The organism is Chitinophaga sp. NPDC101104 (assembly GCF_050277495.1).
Lineage (GTDB): Bacteria > Bacteroidota > Bacteroidia > Chitinophagales > Chitinophagaceae > Chitinophaga.
The window spans coordinates 3,553,254-3,568,469 of record NZ_JBNNSF010000001.1 but is presented as its reverse complement, the minus strand read 5'-3'; the positions used below and the strand labels follow the sequence as shown (position 1 = coordinate 3,568,469).

Below are 15,216 nucleotides of genomic sequence, written 5' to 3'. Positions count from 1 at the left end.
AGATGATGTAATTTTACGGCTATGGGCTCCAAATCCTTACAGATAAAAGTTTCGCCGGAGATCGGCAAGGTTTCGGCAAAATATTATGCTCCCGCGCACCCGGTTTGCGTGATGACGCTGGCACATGGCGCGGGTGCGGGCATGGACCATCCGTTCATGGAAGCCCTCGCGGAATCGTTGTCCAAAGCCGGCATCGCTACGCTGCGGTTCAATTTCCCGTTTACGGAGCAGCAGAAAAAGCGGCCCGATTCGCCGGCCGTGGCGCAGACAACCATTGCGGCGGCCATTGAAAAAGCGGGCACCCTCGCGCCGGGGATCCCTCTTTTCGCCAGTGGCAAATCTTTCGGCGGCAGGATGACGTCCCAGTATATTTCCAACCACCCGGAATCGCCGGTGAAAGGGATCGTTTTCTTCGGATTCCCGCTCCATCCCGCCGGTAAACCCTCCATCGACCGTGCCGAACATCTCCACCACATTCACATTCCCATGCTGTTCCTGCAAGGCTCGAAAGACACGCTGGCTACCTGGGACATGATCGCGTCCGTCTGCAAATCGCTCCCCACCGCCACGCTCGAGAAATTCGAAGGGGCAGACCATTCGTTCAAAGCCGGCAAAACCGACGTCATTTCGCTGCTGACCGCCGCCACCAAAGCGTGGACCGGAAAGCTTATTTGAACTGGATTATCTTTGGTAACAATATCATAACCTGCGGTTTACATCGCGGTCATACATCTTCCCTACTCTTGCGCGGTATAAAACCTATCTGATACATGCGCACGAAAATCAAGTACATTTTGCCTATCGCGGCTATGACGGCATTTGCCGCCTGTTCGAAAGACGATGTAAAGAATGACCCCGGCACCGAAATCACCGAAGATCCATCCTCATTCGCTGCAATCGGGTCTATCGACATCGGCGAGGCCGGCGCCGCCGAAATCAGCGCCTACGATCCCGCCACCAAACGCCTCTTCGTGGTGAAGAACGACGGCACCAACATGATCAAGGTGCTCGACCTCAGCGATCCCTCCAACATCACCGACCTGAAAAAGGACATCCTCACCAATGGCGGAAACGTGAACAGTCTGGCCGTGAGCAACGGGAAGCTGGCCGCGGCCATCGAGGCTACGAATAAAACGCTGGCCGGCCGGGTAGACGTGTTCAGCACTTCCGACCTCTCCCTCATCAAAACCATCCCTACCGGCGCGCTGCCCGATATGGTCACGTTCTCGCCCGACGGTAAGCTCATCCTGACCGCCAACGAAGGCGAGCCCGCCACGGATTACTCCGCCGATCCCGCTGGTTCGGTGACCATCATCAATATTGAAAACAATTACACCGCCACGCATCTCGATTTCAGCGGTTTTGCCGCGCAGGAAGCGGCGCTTGCCGCCAAGGGTTTCCGCAACTTCGGGCCTGCCGGCAGCACTTTCACCGCAGGCATCGAGCCGGAATACATCACCGTTGCCCCGGATTCTAAGACCGCCTGGGTAACGCTGCAGGAAAACAACGCCATCGCAAAAATCGATCTCGCGTCCAAAACCATTACCGACATTTTCCCGCTGGGATTCAAGGATTACAATACGGACGCCAATGCCGTAGACCTGTCTGACAGCGACGGCGGCGTTACATTCAAAAAATGGCCCGTAAAAGGCATGTACCAGCCCGATGCCATCGCCGTGCTCGTGAATGGCGGCGTGCCGCACCTGTTCACCGCCAACGAGGGCGACGTCCGCGAATGGGGCGCGTATGCCGAAAACAAGCGCATCAAATCGCTTTCCCTCGACCCCGCCGTATTCCCCGATGCCGCCGCGCTGAAAGCGGACGCCGTGCTCGGCCGCCTCAACGTTACCAAAACCCTCGGCGACGCTAACGGCGACGGACTGTACGAAGCGCTTTATTCCTTCGGCGCCCGCTCCTTTTCCGTTTGGAACGGCAACACCGGCGCCCAACTGTTCGACAGCAAAAACGAACTGGACGTGAAAGCCAAAGAAGCCGGTATTTATGAAGATAGCCGCAGCGACGATAAGAGCATCGAACCGGAAGGCATCGCGCTGGGCGTGATGGGCAAGAAAACCGTAGCGTTCGTGGGTATGGAGCGCGTGGACGCGGTGGCCGTGTACGACGTGACCAATCCCACCCGGCCGCAATTCCTCAACATCCTGAAAGTGGGCGACGCGCCCGAGGGTGTGTTGTTTGTGCAGGCGAAAGATAGTCCTACGAAAAAGAGCCTGCTCATCGTAAGCAGCGAAGACGACGGCGTCGTGAAAGTATTTACACCGAAAAACTGATATCCATCGTTTGATCGACCTGGCCGGCTCCGCATCCTTTGCGGGGCCGGTTCTTTATGGGGCGGTCCGTTGGCGGTAGGCCTCCAGCGCGGCTTGCAGCAAGGCGGGTATGGCGGGATGATCGATATCTTCCGAAGAACGGATGCGGATGTAGCGGCTCTTTTTGCCGGTGCCTTCCAGCAGGTGGTGCGGATCGGGTAAGGAGGCGCCTTCGTTGAAGCCGAGCTTTAGTTCGGTTTTGGACGGGATGAGGACACAGACGAGCTCCGCGTACCTGGGCCCGAAGGCGTAAGCGATCATTTTGGCGGGAAGATCGGCCCGCTCCGTGACGCCGGGCAGCATGGAAAGGATGATTTTCCGCAGCCGGAGCGCGTTTTCGCGGACGGGACCGCTGTATGCGGAAAGAAATGACAGAATGGGATCGGTACTGGTCATGATCGGGTGTTGCCGGATGCCAATAATACGGTAAATTAGCCAGCGGGAAAAGCGGGTTGCCTCCCCTGCGCAATTACCGGTCCTTATAAATCCATGCCAATTGAGTAGATTCATTTTTCGTAACCCTTTCCTGCTGGCCCTTTCCGTGATTTTAGCATCGGGAGCCGGTAAAGTTTCCGCACAGCGATCAGACAACGTATATACTTCAGATATCGCTCATTTCTGGACGGCTTTCGACAGTGTGCAGGCTACGCCGGACGCAGAGCGCCAGGTTGAGATCATGCAGGTTTTGTATATCGACAAGGGGACCGCCGGGCTGAAGCGTTTCATGCAGCTGCGGAACTTCGATGCACGGAAGCTCGTGGAAACCATCCGCAAATACCCGAAATTCTGGGCATCTATCCGCCCGAACACGATGCAGGTGCAGCCCCAGGTGCCCGTGATCCAGCAATACATCGAAAAATTCCGGGAGCTGTACCCGGAACTGCGGCCGGCCAACATGTATTTCTCCATCACGGCCATCCGCGCCGCCGGCGTGGCCATCGATTCCACGGCGCTCATCGGCACGGAAATCACCATGGGCAACAAATACACCGATGTGTCGGAGTTCCCGGACAAACGGCTGGCCAATTTCTTCCAGTCGAAGGAAACGAACAACATCATCCCCGTTTCCGTCCATGAATACGTGCATACCCAGCAATCCACCGAAGGGAAATCCCTCCTCGGGCAATGCATTTACGAAGGCGCCTGCGATTTCGTGACGGAGCTGGTGATCGGTGAGCCCCTCACCCATTCCTATATCCTGTACGGCAACAAACATTTGCCCGAACTGAAAGCGCAGTTTCAAAAGGAAATGTATTCCGAAGATTATTCGAACTGGCTGTACAACGGCAATAAGGTAGCCGTGGGCGATCTGGGATATTTCATGGGGTACGCGATCAGCAAGGCCTATTATGAACAGGCGAAAGACAAGAAAAAAGCCCTCCGTGAGATCATCTCGCTGAATTATGCCGATATCAAAGCCGTGACGGGCTTTCTCAATACATCCGGGTTCTACGGGGATAGCGTGTTTTTGTTGGGCGGTCATTAATGCCCGGGAGATTTGAAATCCGCGCCAGTTCATCAGCCGGCGCGGATTTTTTATTGGAGGAAAGGGCCGTTCCGGGAGGGAAGACGAAAAACGTTGAAAATACACTTATTTGTTTTTATCTTACTTACCGCAACACAAGCCCGAAAATTCCATGTCAGTACTTTCACACATCCTCGAGCACAGGATCATCGCCATTGTGCGCGGCGTGAAGCCGGAAAACGTGCTCCCGCTCGCGGAAGCCATGTATGCCGGCGGGATCCGCCTGCTGGAGGTGACGATGAATTCAGAAGATCCGCTGAACGTTATCCGCGAAGTGTCCGCAAAAATGGGCGGCAAAATGATTATCGGCGCCGGCACCGTCCTGGAAGCGCCCACGGCCCGCGAAGCCGCCGCCGCCGGTGCAAAATTTATCCTCTCTCCCATCCTCGAACCATCTGTGATCGAAACCGCCCGTGAACTGGGGATCGTGATCATTCCCGGTGCGTACACGGCCACGGAGGTTTACGCCGCCTGGAAGCAGGGCGCGGATATGATCAAGGTATTCCCGGCCACCTCTCCCGCTTACATCAGGGATATTTCCGCGCCCCTGCCCAAAATGCACCTCCTGCCAACGGGCGGCATCACCCCGGAAAATATCGGGGAATTCCGGAAGGCGGGCGCCGCCGGTTTCGGCATCGGCAGCGCGCTCGTCAACGCCAAAGCGGCCATTACACCGGAATATCTGCGGCAACTGACGGAAAAGTCAAGGCAGTTCGTCCACGCATTACAATCCTGATCCACCATATCGCACGTTATGAAAATCAAAAGCTACGAACTCTTCCAGGTACCGCCGCGCTGGCTGTTCCTCAAAATCGAAACGGATGAAGGCATCACGGGATGGGGAGAGCCCGTCATCGAAGGGAAAGCCGCTACCGTAAAAACAGCGGTAGACGAGTTGATGGAATACCTCACCGGTAAAGATCCCATGCACATCGAAGACCACTGGAACGTGATGTACCGCGCGGGATTCTATCGCGGCGGGCCCATCCTCATGAGTGCCATCGCCGGTATCGACCAGGCCCTGTGGGATATCAAGGGGAAATACTACAACGCCCCCGTTCACCAGCTCCTCGGCGGCAAAGCGCGCGACCGCATGAAGGTCTATTCCTGGATCGGCGGCGACCGTCCCAACGAAGTCGGCGAAGCCGCCCGCAAAATGGCGGAACAGGGATTCCTGGCCGTGAAAATGAACGCCACCGAAGAACTGCAGTATATCGACAGCTACGACAAGATCGACGCGGCCATCCGGCGCATCGCCGCGGTGCGGGAAGCCGGCGGCCCCGGCCTCGGTATCGGGATCGATTTCCATGGGCGCGTTCATAAGCCCATGGCAAAAATCCTCGCTAAAGAACTGGAACCTTTCCGGCCCATGTTCATCGAAGAGCCCGTGCTGCCCGAAAACAACGAAGACCTCCGCGAGATCGCCCGGCACGTGGCCATTCCCATCGCTACCGGCGAGCGGATGTTCTCCAAATGGCAGTTCAAATCGTTGCTGACGGATGGTTACGCAGACATCATCCAGCCCGACGTTTCCCACGCCGGCGGCATCACCGAATGCAAAAAGATCATCTCCATGGCCGAAGCGTTCGACGTGGCGGCGGCGCCGCATTGTCCGCTGGGCCCCATCGCGCTGGCGGCCTGCCTGCAGGTAGACGCTACCTGCCACAACGCGTTCATCCAGGAGCAAAGTCTGGGTATCCATTACAACCAGGGCAGCGATCTGCTCGATTATCTCACCGATAAGACCGTGTTCCAGTACCGCGACGGGTACGTCGATATTCCGTCGAAGCCCGGTCTGGGCATAGAAATCAACGAATCTCACGTCAGGAAGATGGCCGAAGAAGGCCACAACTGGCGGAACCCGGTATGGCGGCACACCGATGGCAGTGTGGCCGAATGGTAAACATCGATGCGCATCCACTTTATGAAAACGATCAATTCCGGCGTTACACCCACTAAAGTCCGCTACCGCGTGCTGCTGCTCGTGTTCGTCAATGTGGTGATCAACTACATGGACCGGAGCAACCTGGCCGTGGCGGCTTCCGAAATCGATAAGGAATTCAAATTCACGCCAGTACAATTGGGGCTGATCTTCTCGGCCTTCAGCTGGACGTACCTCGCCTTCCAGGTGCCCGGCGGCATTCTCGTGAACCGTTTCGCGCCGCGCGCGCTGTACGCTTTCAGTTTGATCGCATGGTCTTTGGCGACGGTCATGCAGGGTTTTGCGCGCGGGTTCGTGACATTGTTCGGTTTGCGGATGGCCACGGGCGTGTTCGAAGCGCCGGCGTTTCCCATCAACAACCGCGTGGTGAGCAATTGGTTCCCTGATCAGGAGCGCGCTTCGGCGATCGCGGTGTATACTTCCGGGCAGTTTTTGGGACTGGCTTTTCTCATGCCGGTGCTTTCCACGATCCAGCTGGAGTTTGGGTGGCGGGGATTGTTCGTAGTGACGGGCTTGATCGGGATCGTCTGGGGCGGGGTCTGGTGGGTTTGCTACCGCGATCCTGCCGACCATAAAAGCGTGAACGCAGCGGAGCTCGCGCATATCGGGCGCGGCGGCGGATTGCTCGACCAGCAGCAGGCCGGCGAAAAGAAATCTTTCCGGTGGGCGGATTTGAAAGCGGTGCTGTCGTACCGTAAGCTCTGGGGCATTTACATCGGTCAGTTCGCTGTGAATTCGACATTGTGGTTCTTCCTGACCTGGTTCCCGAAATACCTGGTGGATTACCGCGGCATGGATTTCATCAAATCGGGATATTGGGCGGCAGTGCCTTACCTGGCGGCTTTCGTGGGGATTTTGTGCTCAGGGTTCCTGTCAGACTGGCTCGTGAAAAAAGGCGTTTCCCCGGCCAAGGCGCGCAAACGGCCCATCATCATCGGGTTGCTCGTTTCCGCCACGATTCTCGGCGCTAATTATGTTGATACGCCCGGACTGATCATCTTTTTCATGTCGCTGTCGTTTTTCGGCGTGGGGTTTGCGTCCATCACCTGGATTTTCGTGTCGACGCTGGCGCCGAAGCACTTGATCAACCTCACGGGCGGCGTATTCAATTTCATCGGGCAATTGGCGGGGATCGTGGTGCCGATCGTGATCGGGCTGCTTGCGAGCGGCGGTAATTTTGCGCCCGCGCTGGTTTTTGTGGCGGTGCTGGGACTGGTGGGCGCAGGCTCGTATTTGTTTTTGGTTGGAAATGTTGAACGGATAATAACGGAACATGAACGATAGATATTTCATCAGTTGCGATTGGGGGACGAGCGCCCTGCGGCTGCGGCTGGTCTGCTTCGACGGGTTGCGCGTGGTGGCGGAGGAAACTTCGGATACCGGCATCGCCAAAACCTACCAGCAATGGCAAAAGGACGGCGGACAGCGGGAAAGCTTTTATGCCGGTATCCTCCGCGAACACTTAAACAACCTGGCGGAAAAGTCGGGCATCGGCCTGGAGGGAAAGATAGTGATGGTGGCAGGCATGGCGACTTCCAGCATCGGGATGAAGGAATTGCCGTACGGTGCGCTGCCCATGCCGCTCGATGGCTCCGGATTGGAAACTTATGGTGCAGGGCGTTTCCTGCTCATTTCCGGCGTATCGGGAAATAACGACGTGATGCGCGGCGAAGAAACCAAAGCGATCGGGTGCGCGGCATATCTGCCGGCCATTCCGGAAGACGTGTATCTCCTCATGCCCGGGACGCATCCCAAGCACATCGTGGTCAACAATCACCGCGTAACGGGTTTCAGGACTTTTATGACCGGGGAAATATTCGGCCTGCTGAGTACGGAAAGCATCCTTTCGGCTTCCGTAAATGCGCACGGAGATGTTGAACCCGAAGCATGCCGTACAAGGTTCGCAGCTGGTGTCAGGGCCGGGTTTGCGGGGAATCTGCTGCACGAGTTGTTCATGGTGCGCACGAACCAGTTGTTGCAGCACATGGACCCGGTGGAGAACTGGTACTATCTCAGTGGTTTGATGATCGGGGCGGAACTGGCGGCACTTCCGGCCGGGGTGGCCGTTTACCTCGTTTCGGGGCCTGCTCACGAAACATTGTATTCCCTGGCCTGCGAAACCCTCCGCATCCCCATTGCTGCCACCATCGATGCGGACGAGGCGCTCATCCGCGGACAATTCACCGTACTTTCTACGATGATGCCCCATCCTCCCGAAAGCCTTTCGTCCGTCTAAACTCCTTCCCCATCGCGTAGCCAATGGTATTTATTCCGGAAACCTGCCTGGGTTTGTGTCATCCTGACCATCGAAAGCTTTATTACCAGCACCTTCCCGTCGATCAGCATGGAAATGGGGAACTGTTTGTAATACATCGCCGCGGCTTTCGCATGCGTGGCTTCGTCTTCCACCACCTCGCCTTCGAATTGAGCCCCCGCATTGAAATGCAGGGACGTTTTTTCTCCTAGAATCGTACCCGCCACAGTGGTGCCGTTTTCAAACAGGCTAACCTGCCGGCTACCGGGCGATGACTTAAACATGAGCAACCAGTTCTCAGGATCAAAACCGTAAAAGCAATTGAAGCAAAACGGCCGTCCTGCCTGCACGGCTGCGATGGTAGCTACCTGCCGCCGTTCCAGGAAAGATCGTATGATGAGCATTTCATTTTTCATGTGCGTGCCGCCTGCGGCGGATTTTGGAATTATCGGAAGTCCGGTTTTTGATGAAGGAATATCAATGGGGAAATGCTTTATCGCATCAACACCACCACAGTGCCCATCAGCCCGGCAAAGGCGATCAGCAATGCTTTCCAGCCCAGGTTGGCGGATTTCATGTCCATAAAGTAAAATGCGACCAACAGGAACTTGGCCACCGAAAAGCCCATGATGGCCGACGAAAGCCCGGGCCAATCCTTCGCGTAGCCGACGGCGAAAGTCATCAGTCCTGCCGTCAGCAGTAATACAATCCAGATCATTTGAATGCGGATCATGCGGGAAAATTTAAAAGATGAGATATAAAACAGGGAACAGCAATAACCAGATGAGATCGCAAAGGTGCCAGAACGCTGCGCCCGCTTCGAGCTGCGGCAGGGCAATATCCTTCGGTTTCTTCGGTTCCGTAACCACCCACCACAGCAGGATCACCATGCCGATCACCACATGGACCACATGAAAACCGGTCAGCATCCAGTAAAAATCGAAGAACGTTCCCGCGCCGAGCGTAAGCCCTTCTGAAAGTTTATGCGCATATTCGACGGATTTCAGTGCCAGGAACGTCATTCCCGCCAGCATGGCGAACGCCAGTTGCAGTTTGTACAGTTTTAGCCCGCGCCGGAAGAACTCTACACAGCGCGCCATGTAATACCCGCTGGTTAGCAGCACCACAGTGTTGATGGACCCGATCGTGACATCGAGCCGGCTGGCGCCGGCTGCGAATGCTGCGCGTTCCTCCCTGGCCGTGTACATGAAAACCACGATCGCGATGCCGAAAGTGAGCAGCTCCAGGAAAATGACGATCCACATAAGGATGCCGCCCGGCGGATAGTAGAAGTTTTTGTGGTCGGTAACGGCGGTGTTGTCAACGGCCGTATCGGATGCGTTCATATAACCGGATTAATTTGGTGAATAATGCGTCGGGCGATGAAAGGATTTCGTAATGATCGTGCCCGAACATCTGCGGCAGGTAGTACCGTGCCGCCGCTTCGATGGCCAGCGCATAGGTGCTGACGTTTGCCGCTGACAGCTCGCGCAGCGCCTGTTTGACGTCGCCAATTCCGTAGCGGCCTTCATAGCGGTCGAAGTCGTTGGGCTTGCCGTCAGACAGCAGCACAATCCAGCGGTTGCTTGCCGGCCGGCTTTGCAGCAGGGCCCCCGCGTGCCGAAGCGCCGGACCGATCCGTGTGTAGCCCTCAGGCCGGGGCGCCCCCACTGCATTTTTCGCCGTTTTCCATTTTTCGTCGAAATCCTTCAGTGTGAGATAGGCCGTGTAATTCCGGGTCTGGGAATAAAATCCGCAGATGGAAAAATCGATGCCGAACTCGTCCAGGATTTCGCCGAAGAGAATGGCGGTCTGTTTGGAAATATCGATTACGCGGTTGCCGGCGGCATAGCTGTCGCTGGATAGACTCAAATCCAGCAGCAGCAGGATCGACAGGTCTTTCGCTTTCTTCCTTCCGGCGATGTAAATATCGTCTGATGGCGTACGGCCTGCCAGCAAATCGGCGTACCGGTCGGTAATGCGATCGGTATCCACTTCGTCGCCATGCCATTGCCGTTTTTGCTTTGTCCATTTATTGTTGATGGCTGTGAGCATGCGCCGCAGCTGCTCCAGCACAAGGCGGTGCGTGGCCAGCGTATGCCGGCAGTAATCCGGGGCCTGCTCCGTTTGCCGGAGCGGGAAAACCTTGCTGTAGCCGCGTTTGTATTGTTTTTTGAAGCAGTCCCATTCGTCGTACGGAATGTGGTGCCCCGCTGCGGAGGCGCTTTCGCTTTCCGCCACGGTGGCATCGGCGGTGAACCCGGTTTCGTAGATGCTGTGCACGGTATCGTTCACGCGAACGGTGTATTTCATGCGAAGCTCGTCCAGCGCGTCCTGATGCTTTGCCAGTTCATCGTCCCCATCGAAATCGCGCCAGCTGCCGGAGAATTCGTCGGCCGTTTCCACTTTCTCGAAATTGTGGGTGAGCACATAATCTTCCTGCTGGCGGATATCCACGTCCAGGCGCACTATCTCCTCTACCGGCCGCGCGGTGAGGATGGTGGCGGGTTGCACTTCAGCCGGTTTGTTTTTCGGCGCATCTGGGATTGCGGAAATGCGGTCAGGGACGGTTTCCGCCGGCGTGTCGGCCATCCATTTTCCGTAGAGCCAGTTTTCGGGGGTGCCCGGCGGTAAATCCGCCAGCAGCCGGTGGAATAGCGCGAGGCTTTCGGGATAAGTTGTTTCCATGAAGGCGAGCACACGCGGGGCTGACTGTTGCGCCAATGCGATGGCTTCCGCGTCTGTCGGCGAACCCGGCTGAAACCAATTGAGCGATAAATGTTGCTGGACAGACAGGTAAAGCACCCGGAAAATGTAATAATCCACATTCCGTTCGCGCTTGTCGAACAGCCCGCATTTTTCCGGCAGAAAAAAGCTGTTTCCGCGGAAGCCGCCTTCGCGGACGGCAGGGAACAGCTCAACCGGCCTGCCCGTCAGCGCCCTGGCCAGCAGCGTGAGGCGTGGTTGCAGGGGGGCGAGATGCGCGATGCATGAAACGTCTTCCGCTTCGGCTTTGCGGTTTTTGAAGTAGCGGACTACCCTTCCAAATATCCATTCATCAAGTGCCATATCAGATCATGAGGTCGGCCAGGTCGCACAGCGCGGCCATGGTTTCATCGTCGTCGGTAAGTGGTTCGATAATCGCGGTGCGCACGCTCAGGCGGCGTGGCAATCCGCTGTGGATGAGCTTTGCGGCGTCTACAAGCAGGCGCGTCGATGCGGTTTCCGCCAGGCCCAGTTCCCGGAGGTTCCTGATCTTTCCCCCGATTTTCACCAGTTTGGTGGCGATGTCTGCATCGATGCCGGTTTCGCCGATGAGGATGTCCCTTTCGGTTGCGGCATCGGGATAACGGAACGAAATGCCGGCGAAACGCTGTCGTGTTGAAGGTTTCAGTTCCTTGTATCCGCGCTGGTAGCCCGGGTTGAAAGACGCCACGATCATGAAGCCCTCGCCGGCGCGCAGGGTTTCCCCGAGCTTGTCGATGTACAGCTCGCGCCGGTGATCGGTGAGCGGATGGATGGCTACGATGACGTCTGGACGGGCTTCGGCGATCTCATCGAGATACAGGATAGCACCGGTTTTGACGGCTGTCGTCATTGGCCCGTCGATCCATACCGTTTCCGCGCCTTTCACGATGAAGCGGCCGGTGAGGTCGGTGGCGGAAGTTTCTTCGTGGCAGCTCACGGTAATGAGCGGCCTTTCCAGTACGGCGGCCATGTATTCCACGAACCTCGACTTCCCCGTTCCCGTGGGCCCTTTGAGCAGCACGGGCACCCGGTTGCGGAAAGCGTGGGTGAAAACGGCTTCTTCCTTGCCTGTTTCCAGGTAAAAAGGCCGTGCGATATCGGCGGTAGTGATCATTTTTTGTCGGTTGTCGGTTTGAAGGAGAAGAGTTTCGGGTTCACCTGCATTTCCAGGAAGAACCAGTTGCTGGATACGCCTTTGCTGCCGCCTTTGAGGGCTTCCATGCTGGTGGTGGCCAGCATCTGGGAGTATCCGCCGTTGAGCCAAACGCTTTCTATGATGCGGTATCCGAAAGTAAGGTCGAGCTCGGTGCCGAGGTGTTTTTTCAGCTGCTGCCCGTTCCGGTACATAGCAGCGGCGGAATTGAGATAGTGTGGTGTAAACCTGGCTTTGAATGTGGGTTTTTCATAGGATAGATGGGCGTATACATCGAGCAGCCCGACGGAATTGGCATGGTTGCCCACGTAGAAATAATCCATAAAACCGTTGAACTTATGATTGGTGCCGAACCAGGGATTAAAGCTTTTGTAACCGGCAGAAAGATCGTTGTTCGCTTTTCCGGACAGGAATTCCAGTCCCGCAGCGGGCGCCCATCCGCTCTTCCAGCGGTAGCCGACATTCCCCGCGGCATACCAGGCGCTGAGATTGGCATTGGCAATATGGCCGGTTTGCGCGTAAAAGGCGCCGTCGGCGTTCCAGCCTTCCCGGGCAAGGGTGAGCCGCGTCCCGAAAGTCTGGTTCCATGCGATCTTTTCTTTTTGCGATGCGAGGTACGGCAAGCCCTGGTTCATGGCCAGTACGCTCCAGCCGAAATGCCCGCCGGTGCCGTGATACCAGCCGAATTGCAGGTGTTTGTATTGCTGCGGGACGGTATAGGGTTCCCGGGTGTTGCTTTCCCGGAGCGCGTTGATCGCCGCACCGGCGTGGATGGAATGGGCGGCGGATGGGCTGAGCTTGAACAGCAGGACGTCGTGGCTGCGGGCCTGCATCGTCCAGTCTACATTCCCGAGGATGCGGGCGTCATCGTAATTCAGTTCCTGCCTGCCGGCTTTGACGGATATTTTCGCCCCCAGTTGCAATTCCGCCCAGGCTTCGTGCAGCTGGAAATTGACGTCGGTTTTAGCGCCGGTTGCCACATCTCCCCAGGTGCGCACGTTCTGCGGGGAAATCCGCAGTTTGAGTTTGGACGTGGAATGATCGATGACGATCCGGGTGCGCTGTGTCATGAAGCTGGCGGCATTCAGCGTGTCGTGGAAGAGCGTACCGTAGCCATGACGGTTCTCGTACCGGAAACGGAGGTCGGCGCTCACGTCTGTCTGCTGCGCACGTGCCGGCAGGATGGCCAGCAGTAAAAAGGCAATTAGGATAGGTTTATTCATGGCCTGCTGATTTTTGGATGGCGGCAATGGTTTCCTTATTGTTCACGCCGAGGCCTTCCTGTTGGTGGACGAGGTCGCCGGCGGGATTGAAGACGCTGATGATATTGGAATGGGAAAAGTCCATGGGCGATATTTCCTTGTAACGGACGGCCAGCACATTGGCGAATTCGCGGACGGAAGCGGGATCCCCCTGCAGGAAGGTCCACTCCTCCCCGTCCATTTCCTTACTGATGGCGAAGGCTTTCAGGGCTTCCGGCGTATCGTGTTCCGGATCGATGCTCACGAGCACGTACTGTACTTTCCCGGCGATTTTGGCGGGCACGCCGGCGCGGATGGCGAGCATGTCGGCCACGAGCCGCGGGCAGGAAGCCTTGCAGGTCGTGTAGATCATGACCACCACCAGCGTTTTGCCCTGCAGGTCGCGCAGGTGGATGGACCGCCCTTCCTCCGTGTTCCAGGTGGATGTGAGGTGGAAGATCGAGCTTTCTGATGCGGGCGCATCTTTTGGCGGGGCGCTTTGCGTGGAGCAGGCGGCAAGCGTCAACACGAGCAACAGTGCGATGGATACTGTTTTCATCATGAAGCGGTTTAAGTCAGCGGGCATCCGGACCGGGCCCCCCCGTATGTCCGGAGCCGCTGCTTCGTTAGCATAATAGAGACTAAAAACAAACTATGATTGCGATGTGGATATGGATCGTTATTTGGCGGCCGTCACCATTTCCAGGGTGATGTCCTGCGCTTTGTTGCCCCAGCTGCCGTACACGTAGGTGAGCACATCGGCCACTTCCTTCGCGCTGAGCGTTTGGGCCGGCATGGCACTGTTATAGGTGGTGCCGTTGACGGTCACCTCGCCCGTTTTACCGTGCAATACGATGCCGATAGCGCGGTTGGCGTCTTCGTTCAGGTAATCGGATTTGGCCAGCGGCGGAAAGGCGTTCGGGATGCCGGCGCCGTTTTCCTGGTGGCAGGCCTGGCAGGTTTTGGCGTAAATCTCTTTGCCGCGGGCCATTTTGGCTTCCGGTGTTTCCGGTACTTCGGGGACGGCTTCCACCATTTCGGCAATCAGGGTGTCGGATGCGGCGATGCCGGTGATGTCGCCCTTGTTTTCTTCCGGTTCAACACCGCCTTCGCAGGAAGCAAGCAGCGCAAGGAGCGCGGCCGTCAACAGATATCTATTTTTCATTTTTCGTTTGATTTTCGGATTTGACACATCGGAACCCCTGGTTCCGGATACAATAATTCGCCTTCAGGCTTCCGCGGAATGCGAAACGCATGAACGCCGCGTAATTCATCAGATCGCTGGCGCCGACGGAGCCGCTGCCGCAGAACATGAGATCGTCGTTGCTGACGTCTCTCCGTGATTCGCCGGAAAGCATCACTTCACTGAAATCTTCCGTCCATTCCCAAACCAGTCCGTGGAGGTCATGAATGCCCCAGTAATTGGGGCGCGACTGCTGAACGGCGTTCCCTGCGGTGTTGGGCTTTTCGTACCAGGAAAGGATGTGCGCATTAAAGGCAGGCTGGGTGCGCGCATCGGCCGAATTTGTTCCTGCCATGGCCGCATATTCCCATTCCGCCACCGTCGGCAATCGCTTCCCGGCCGCGGCTGCATATGCTTTCGCCGCAAACCAGGATACGTTGGTGACGGGCGCATCGGGCAGCAGGTTTGGCCCGGGTGTGGTATCGTTTTCCCATCCTGCGAGGTAATTCCCGTCCGCGAAAATCCGCTTCACGCAAGACCGGCGCCATGGCCGGTTGTGTTGTATGAAGGTTTGAAACTGGCGGTTGGTGACGGGATGCGCGTCCATTTCGAATGTTTTTATCGCCACCGCCGAATCCTTTCCGCCGTAGAACGGGACATACTTCCCGCCCTTCACTTCCATCATCTTAACGGTGTCTGCAACTTGCACAGGTAAAGGCTCCCCGCCTGCATGGCCGGCAACCGACCACACTCTCGGAGCCGAATCCAGTTCAGTCAGGTTATTACAGGATCCAGACAACATCGCCAGCAAACATGCGGCAGAGAGCCCTGTGACTTTCATAG

17 protein-coding genes are annotated in these 15,216 nt (G+C 56.8%); 7 read left to right on the top strand and 10 right to left on the bottom strand.

Translation table 11 applies throughout. From position 1 onward, the window contains the following. The first annotated feature begins 21 nt into the window (after nt 1-21). Complete coding sequence (locus ACQKLP_RS14350; RefSeq protein WP_427323430.1) at nt 22-675, top strand: alpha/beta family hydrolase; 654 nt, start codon at nt 22-24, stop codon at nt 673-675. A 95-nt stretch (nt 676-770) separates the two neighbouring features. Further along, nucleotides 771-2,288, top strand: coding sequence for a choice-of-anchor I family protein (locus tag ACQKLP_RS14345; protein ID WP_427323429.1), 1,518 nt, complete (start codon nt 771-773; stop codon nt 2,286-2,288). A gap of 54 nt (nt 2,289-2,342) precedes the next feature. On the opposite strand, the gene ACQKLP_RS14340 is transcribed toward ACQKLP_RS14345, so the two are convergent. Continuing rightward, the gene (locus tag ACQKLP_RS14340) at nt 2,343-2,723 is read right to left on the bottom strand and encodes a DUF1801 domain-containing protein (RefSeq protein WP_427323428.1); all 381 of its coding nucleotides are present in this window, start codon (nt 2,721-2,723) and stop codon (nt 2,343-2,345) included. A gap of 100 nt (nt 2,724-2,823) precedes the next feature. Here ACQKLP_RS14340 and ACQKLP_RS14335 point away from each other — a divergent pair, with 100 nt between their 5' ends. The 5 genes from ACQKLP_RS14335 to ACQKLP_RS14315 all read left to right on the top strand — a co-directional run bounded on the left by ACQKLP_RS14335 (nt 2,824) and on the right by ACQKLP_RS14315 (nt 8,030). Further along, nucleotides 2,824-3,813 carry a DUF2268 domain-containing putative Zn-dependent protease gene (locus tag ACQKLP_RS14335; RefSeq protein ID WP_427323427.1) on the top strand — a complete coding sequence of 330 codons (990 nt, stop codon included), beginning with the start codon at nt 2,824-2,826 and terminating at the stop codon, nt 3,811-3,813. A gap of 151 nt (nt 3,814-3,964) precedes the next feature. Further along, the gene (locus ACQKLP_RS14330; protein ID WP_427323426.1) at nt 3,965-4,588 is read left to right on the top strand and encodes a bifunctional 4-hydroxy-2-oxoglutarate aldolase/2-dehydro-3-deoxy-phosphogluconate aldolase; all 624 of its coding nucleotides are present in this window, start codon (nt 3,965-3,967) and stop codon (nt 4,586-4,588) included. A gap of 18 nt (nt 4,589-4,606) precedes the next feature. Further along, on the top strand, nt 4,607-5,755 hold the full coding sequence (dgoD, locus tag ACQKLP_RS14325; RefSeq protein ID WP_427323425.1) for a galactonate dehydratase: 1,149 nt from the start codon (nt 4,607-4,609) through the stop codon (nt 5,753-5,755). A 21-nt stretch (nt 5,756-5,776) separates the two neighbouring features. Next, on the top strand, nt 5,777-7,078 hold the full coding sequence (locus ACQKLP_RS14320; protein ID WP_427323424.1) for an MFS transporter: 1,302 nt from the start codon (nt 5,777-5,779) through the stop codon (nt 7,076-7,078). Then, nucleotides 7,068-8,030 (top strand): 2-dehydro-3-deoxygalactonokinase, encoded by a 963-nt coding sequence (locus ACQKLP_RS14315; RefSeq protein WP_427323423.1) that lies wholly within the window; start codon nt 7,068-7,070, stop codon nt 8,028-8,030. The genes ACQKLP_RS14320 and ACQKLP_RS14315 overlap by 11 nt, the downstream gene beginning before the upstream one ends. Here ACQKLP_RS14315 and ACQKLP_RS14310 read toward each other — a convergent pair. The 9 genes from ACQKLP_RS14310 to ACQKLP_RS14270 all read right to left on the bottom strand — a co-directional run bounded on the left by ACQKLP_RS14310 (nt 8,027) and on the right by ACQKLP_RS14270 (nt 15,214). Continuing rightward, nucleotides 8,027-8,452: a hypothetical protein gene (locus tag ACQKLP_RS14310; protein WP_427323422.1), complete on the bottom strand. Its 426-nt coding sequence runs from the start codon at nt 8,450-8,452 to the stop codon at nt 8,027-8,029. The two genes, ACQKLP_RS14315 and ACQKLP_RS14310, sit on opposite strands and share 4 nt — an antisense overlap. 89 nt (nt 8,453-8,541) lie before the next feature. Further along, complete coding sequence (locus ACQKLP_RS14305) at nt 8,542-8,781, bottom strand: cytochrome C oxidase subunit IV family protein (protein ID WP_427323421.1); 240 nt, start codon at nt 8,779-8,781, stop codon at nt 8,542-8,544. 10 nt (nt 8,782-8,791) lie between these two features. Continuing rightward, nucleotides 8,792-9,394 (bottom strand): cytochrome c oxidase subunit 3, encoded by a 603-nt coding sequence (locus ACQKLP_RS14300; protein WP_427323420.1) that lies wholly within the window; start codon nt 9,392-9,394, stop codon nt 8,792-8,794. Next, nucleotides 9,369-11,117 carry a nitric oxide reductase activation protein NorD gene (locus tag ACQKLP_RS14295; protein ID WP_427323419.1) on the bottom strand — a complete coding sequence of 583 codons (1,749 nt, stop codon included), beginning with the start codon at nt 11,115-11,117 and terminating at the stop codon, nt 9,369-9,371. Before ACQKLP_RS14295 ends, ACQKLP_RS14300 begins: the two co-directional genes overlap by 26 nt. A gap of 1 nt (nt 11,118) precedes the next feature. Continuing rightward, nucleotides 11,119-11,910, bottom strand: coding sequence for an AAA family ATPase (locus ACQKLP_RS14290; RefSeq protein WP_427323418.1), 792 nt, complete (start codon nt 11,908-11,910; stop codon nt 11,119-11,121). Then, on the bottom strand, nt 11,907-13,172 hold the full coding sequence (locus ACQKLP_RS14285; RefSeq protein WP_427323417.1) for an alginate export family protein: 1,266 nt from the start codon (nt 13,170-13,172) through the stop codon (nt 11,907-11,909). Before ACQKLP_RS14285 ends, ACQKLP_RS14290 begins: the two co-directional genes overlap by 4 nt. Continuing rightward, nucleotides 13,165-13,752, bottom strand: coding sequence for an SCO family protein (locus tag ACQKLP_RS14280; RefSeq protein WP_427323416.1), 588 nt, complete (start codon nt 13,750-13,752; stop codon nt 13,165-13,167). The genes ACQKLP_RS14285 and ACQKLP_RS14280 overlap by 8 nt, the downstream gene beginning before the upstream one ends. A gap of 117 nt (nt 13,753-13,869) precedes the next feature. Further along, the gene (locus ACQKLP_RS14275; RefSeq protein ID WP_427323415.1) at nt 13,870-14,355 is read right to left on the bottom strand and encodes a c-type cytochrome; all 486 of its coding nucleotides are present in this window, start codon (nt 14,353-14,355) and stop codon (nt 13,870-13,872) included. Then, nucleotides 14,345-15,214: a formylglycine-generating enzyme family protein gene (locus ACQKLP_RS14270; protein ID WP_427323414.1), complete on the bottom strand. Its 870-nt coding sequence runs from the start codon at nt 15,212-15,214 to the stop codon at nt 14,345-14,347. Before ACQKLP_RS14270 ends, ACQKLP_RS14275 begins: the two co-directional genes overlap by 11 nt. Nucleotides 15,215-15,216 lie beyond the last annotated feature (2 nt).

What these genes read in the sequence shown, in the direction of transcription:
- ACQKLP_RS14330 (WP_427323426.1), top strand. Translation starts at nt 3,965, where the DNA reads ATGTCAGTACTTTCACACATCCTCGAGCACAGGATCATCGCCATTGTG.
- ACQKLP_RS14290 (WP_427323418.1), bottom strand. Translation starts at nt 11,910, where the DNA reads ATGATCACTACCGCCGATATCGCACGGCCTTTTTACCTGGAAACAGGC.
- ACQKLP_RS14305 (WP_427323421.1), bottom strand. Translation starts at nt 8,781, where the DNA reads ATGATCCGCATTCAAATGATCTGGATTGTATTACTGCTGACGGCAGGA.
- ACQKLP_RS14315 (WP_427323423.1), top strand. Translation starts at nt 7,068, where the DNA reads ATGAACGATAGATATTTCATCAGTTGCGATTGGGGGACGAGCGCCCTG.
- ACQKLP_RS14275 (WP_427323415.1), bottom strand. Translation starts at nt 14,355, where the DNA reads ATGAAAAATAGATATCTGTTGACGGCCGCGCTCCTTGCGCTGCTTGCT.
- ACQKLP_RS14350 (WP_427323430.1), top strand. Translation starts at nt 22, where the DNA reads ATGGGCTCCAAATCCTTACAGATAAAAGTTTCGCCGGAGATCGGCAAG.
- ACQKLP_RS14295 (WP_427323419.1), bottom strand. Translation starts at nt 11,117, where the DNA reads ATGGCACTTGATGAATGGATATTTGGAAGGGTAGTCCGCTACTTCAAA.
- dgoD (WP_427323425.1), top strand. Translation starts at nt 4,607, where the DNA reads ATGAAAATCAAAAGCTACGAACTCTTCCAGGTACCGCCGCGCTGGCTG.
- ACQKLP_RS14280 (WP_427323416.1), bottom strand. Translation starts at nt 13,752, where the DNA reads ATGATGAAAACAGTATCCATCGCACTGTTGCTCGTGTTGACGCTTGCC.
- ACQKLP_RS14340 (WP_427323428.1), bottom strand. Translation starts at nt 2,723, where the DNA reads ATGACCAGTACCGATCCCATTCTGTCATTTCTTTCCGCATACAGCGGT.
- ACQKLP_RS14300 (WP_427323420.1), bottom strand. Translation starts at nt 9,394, where the DNA reads ATGAACGCATCCGATACGGCCGTTGACAACACCGCCGTTACCGACCAC.
- ACQKLP_RS14310 (WP_427323422.1), bottom strand. Translation starts at nt 8,452, where the DNA reads ATGCTCATCATACGATCTTTCCTGGAACGGCGGCAGGTAGCTACCATC.
- ACQKLP_RS14285 (WP_427323417.1), bottom strand. Translation starts at nt 13,172, where the DNA reads ATGAATAAACCTATCCTAATTGCCTTTTTACTGCTGGCCATCCTGCCG.
- ACQKLP_RS14320 (WP_427323424.1), top strand. Translation starts at nt 5,777, where the DNA reads ATGAAAACGATCAATTCCGGCGTTACACCCACTAAAGTCCGCTACCGC.
- ACQKLP_RS14270 (WP_427323414.1), bottom strand. Translation starts at nt 15,214, where the DNA reads ATGAAAGTCACAGGGCTCTCTGCCGCATGTTTGCTGGCGATGTTGTCT.
- ACQKLP_RS14345 (WP_427323429.1), top strand. Translation starts at nt 771, where the DNA reads ATGCGCACGAAAATCAAGTACATTTTGCCTATCGCGGCTATGACGGCA.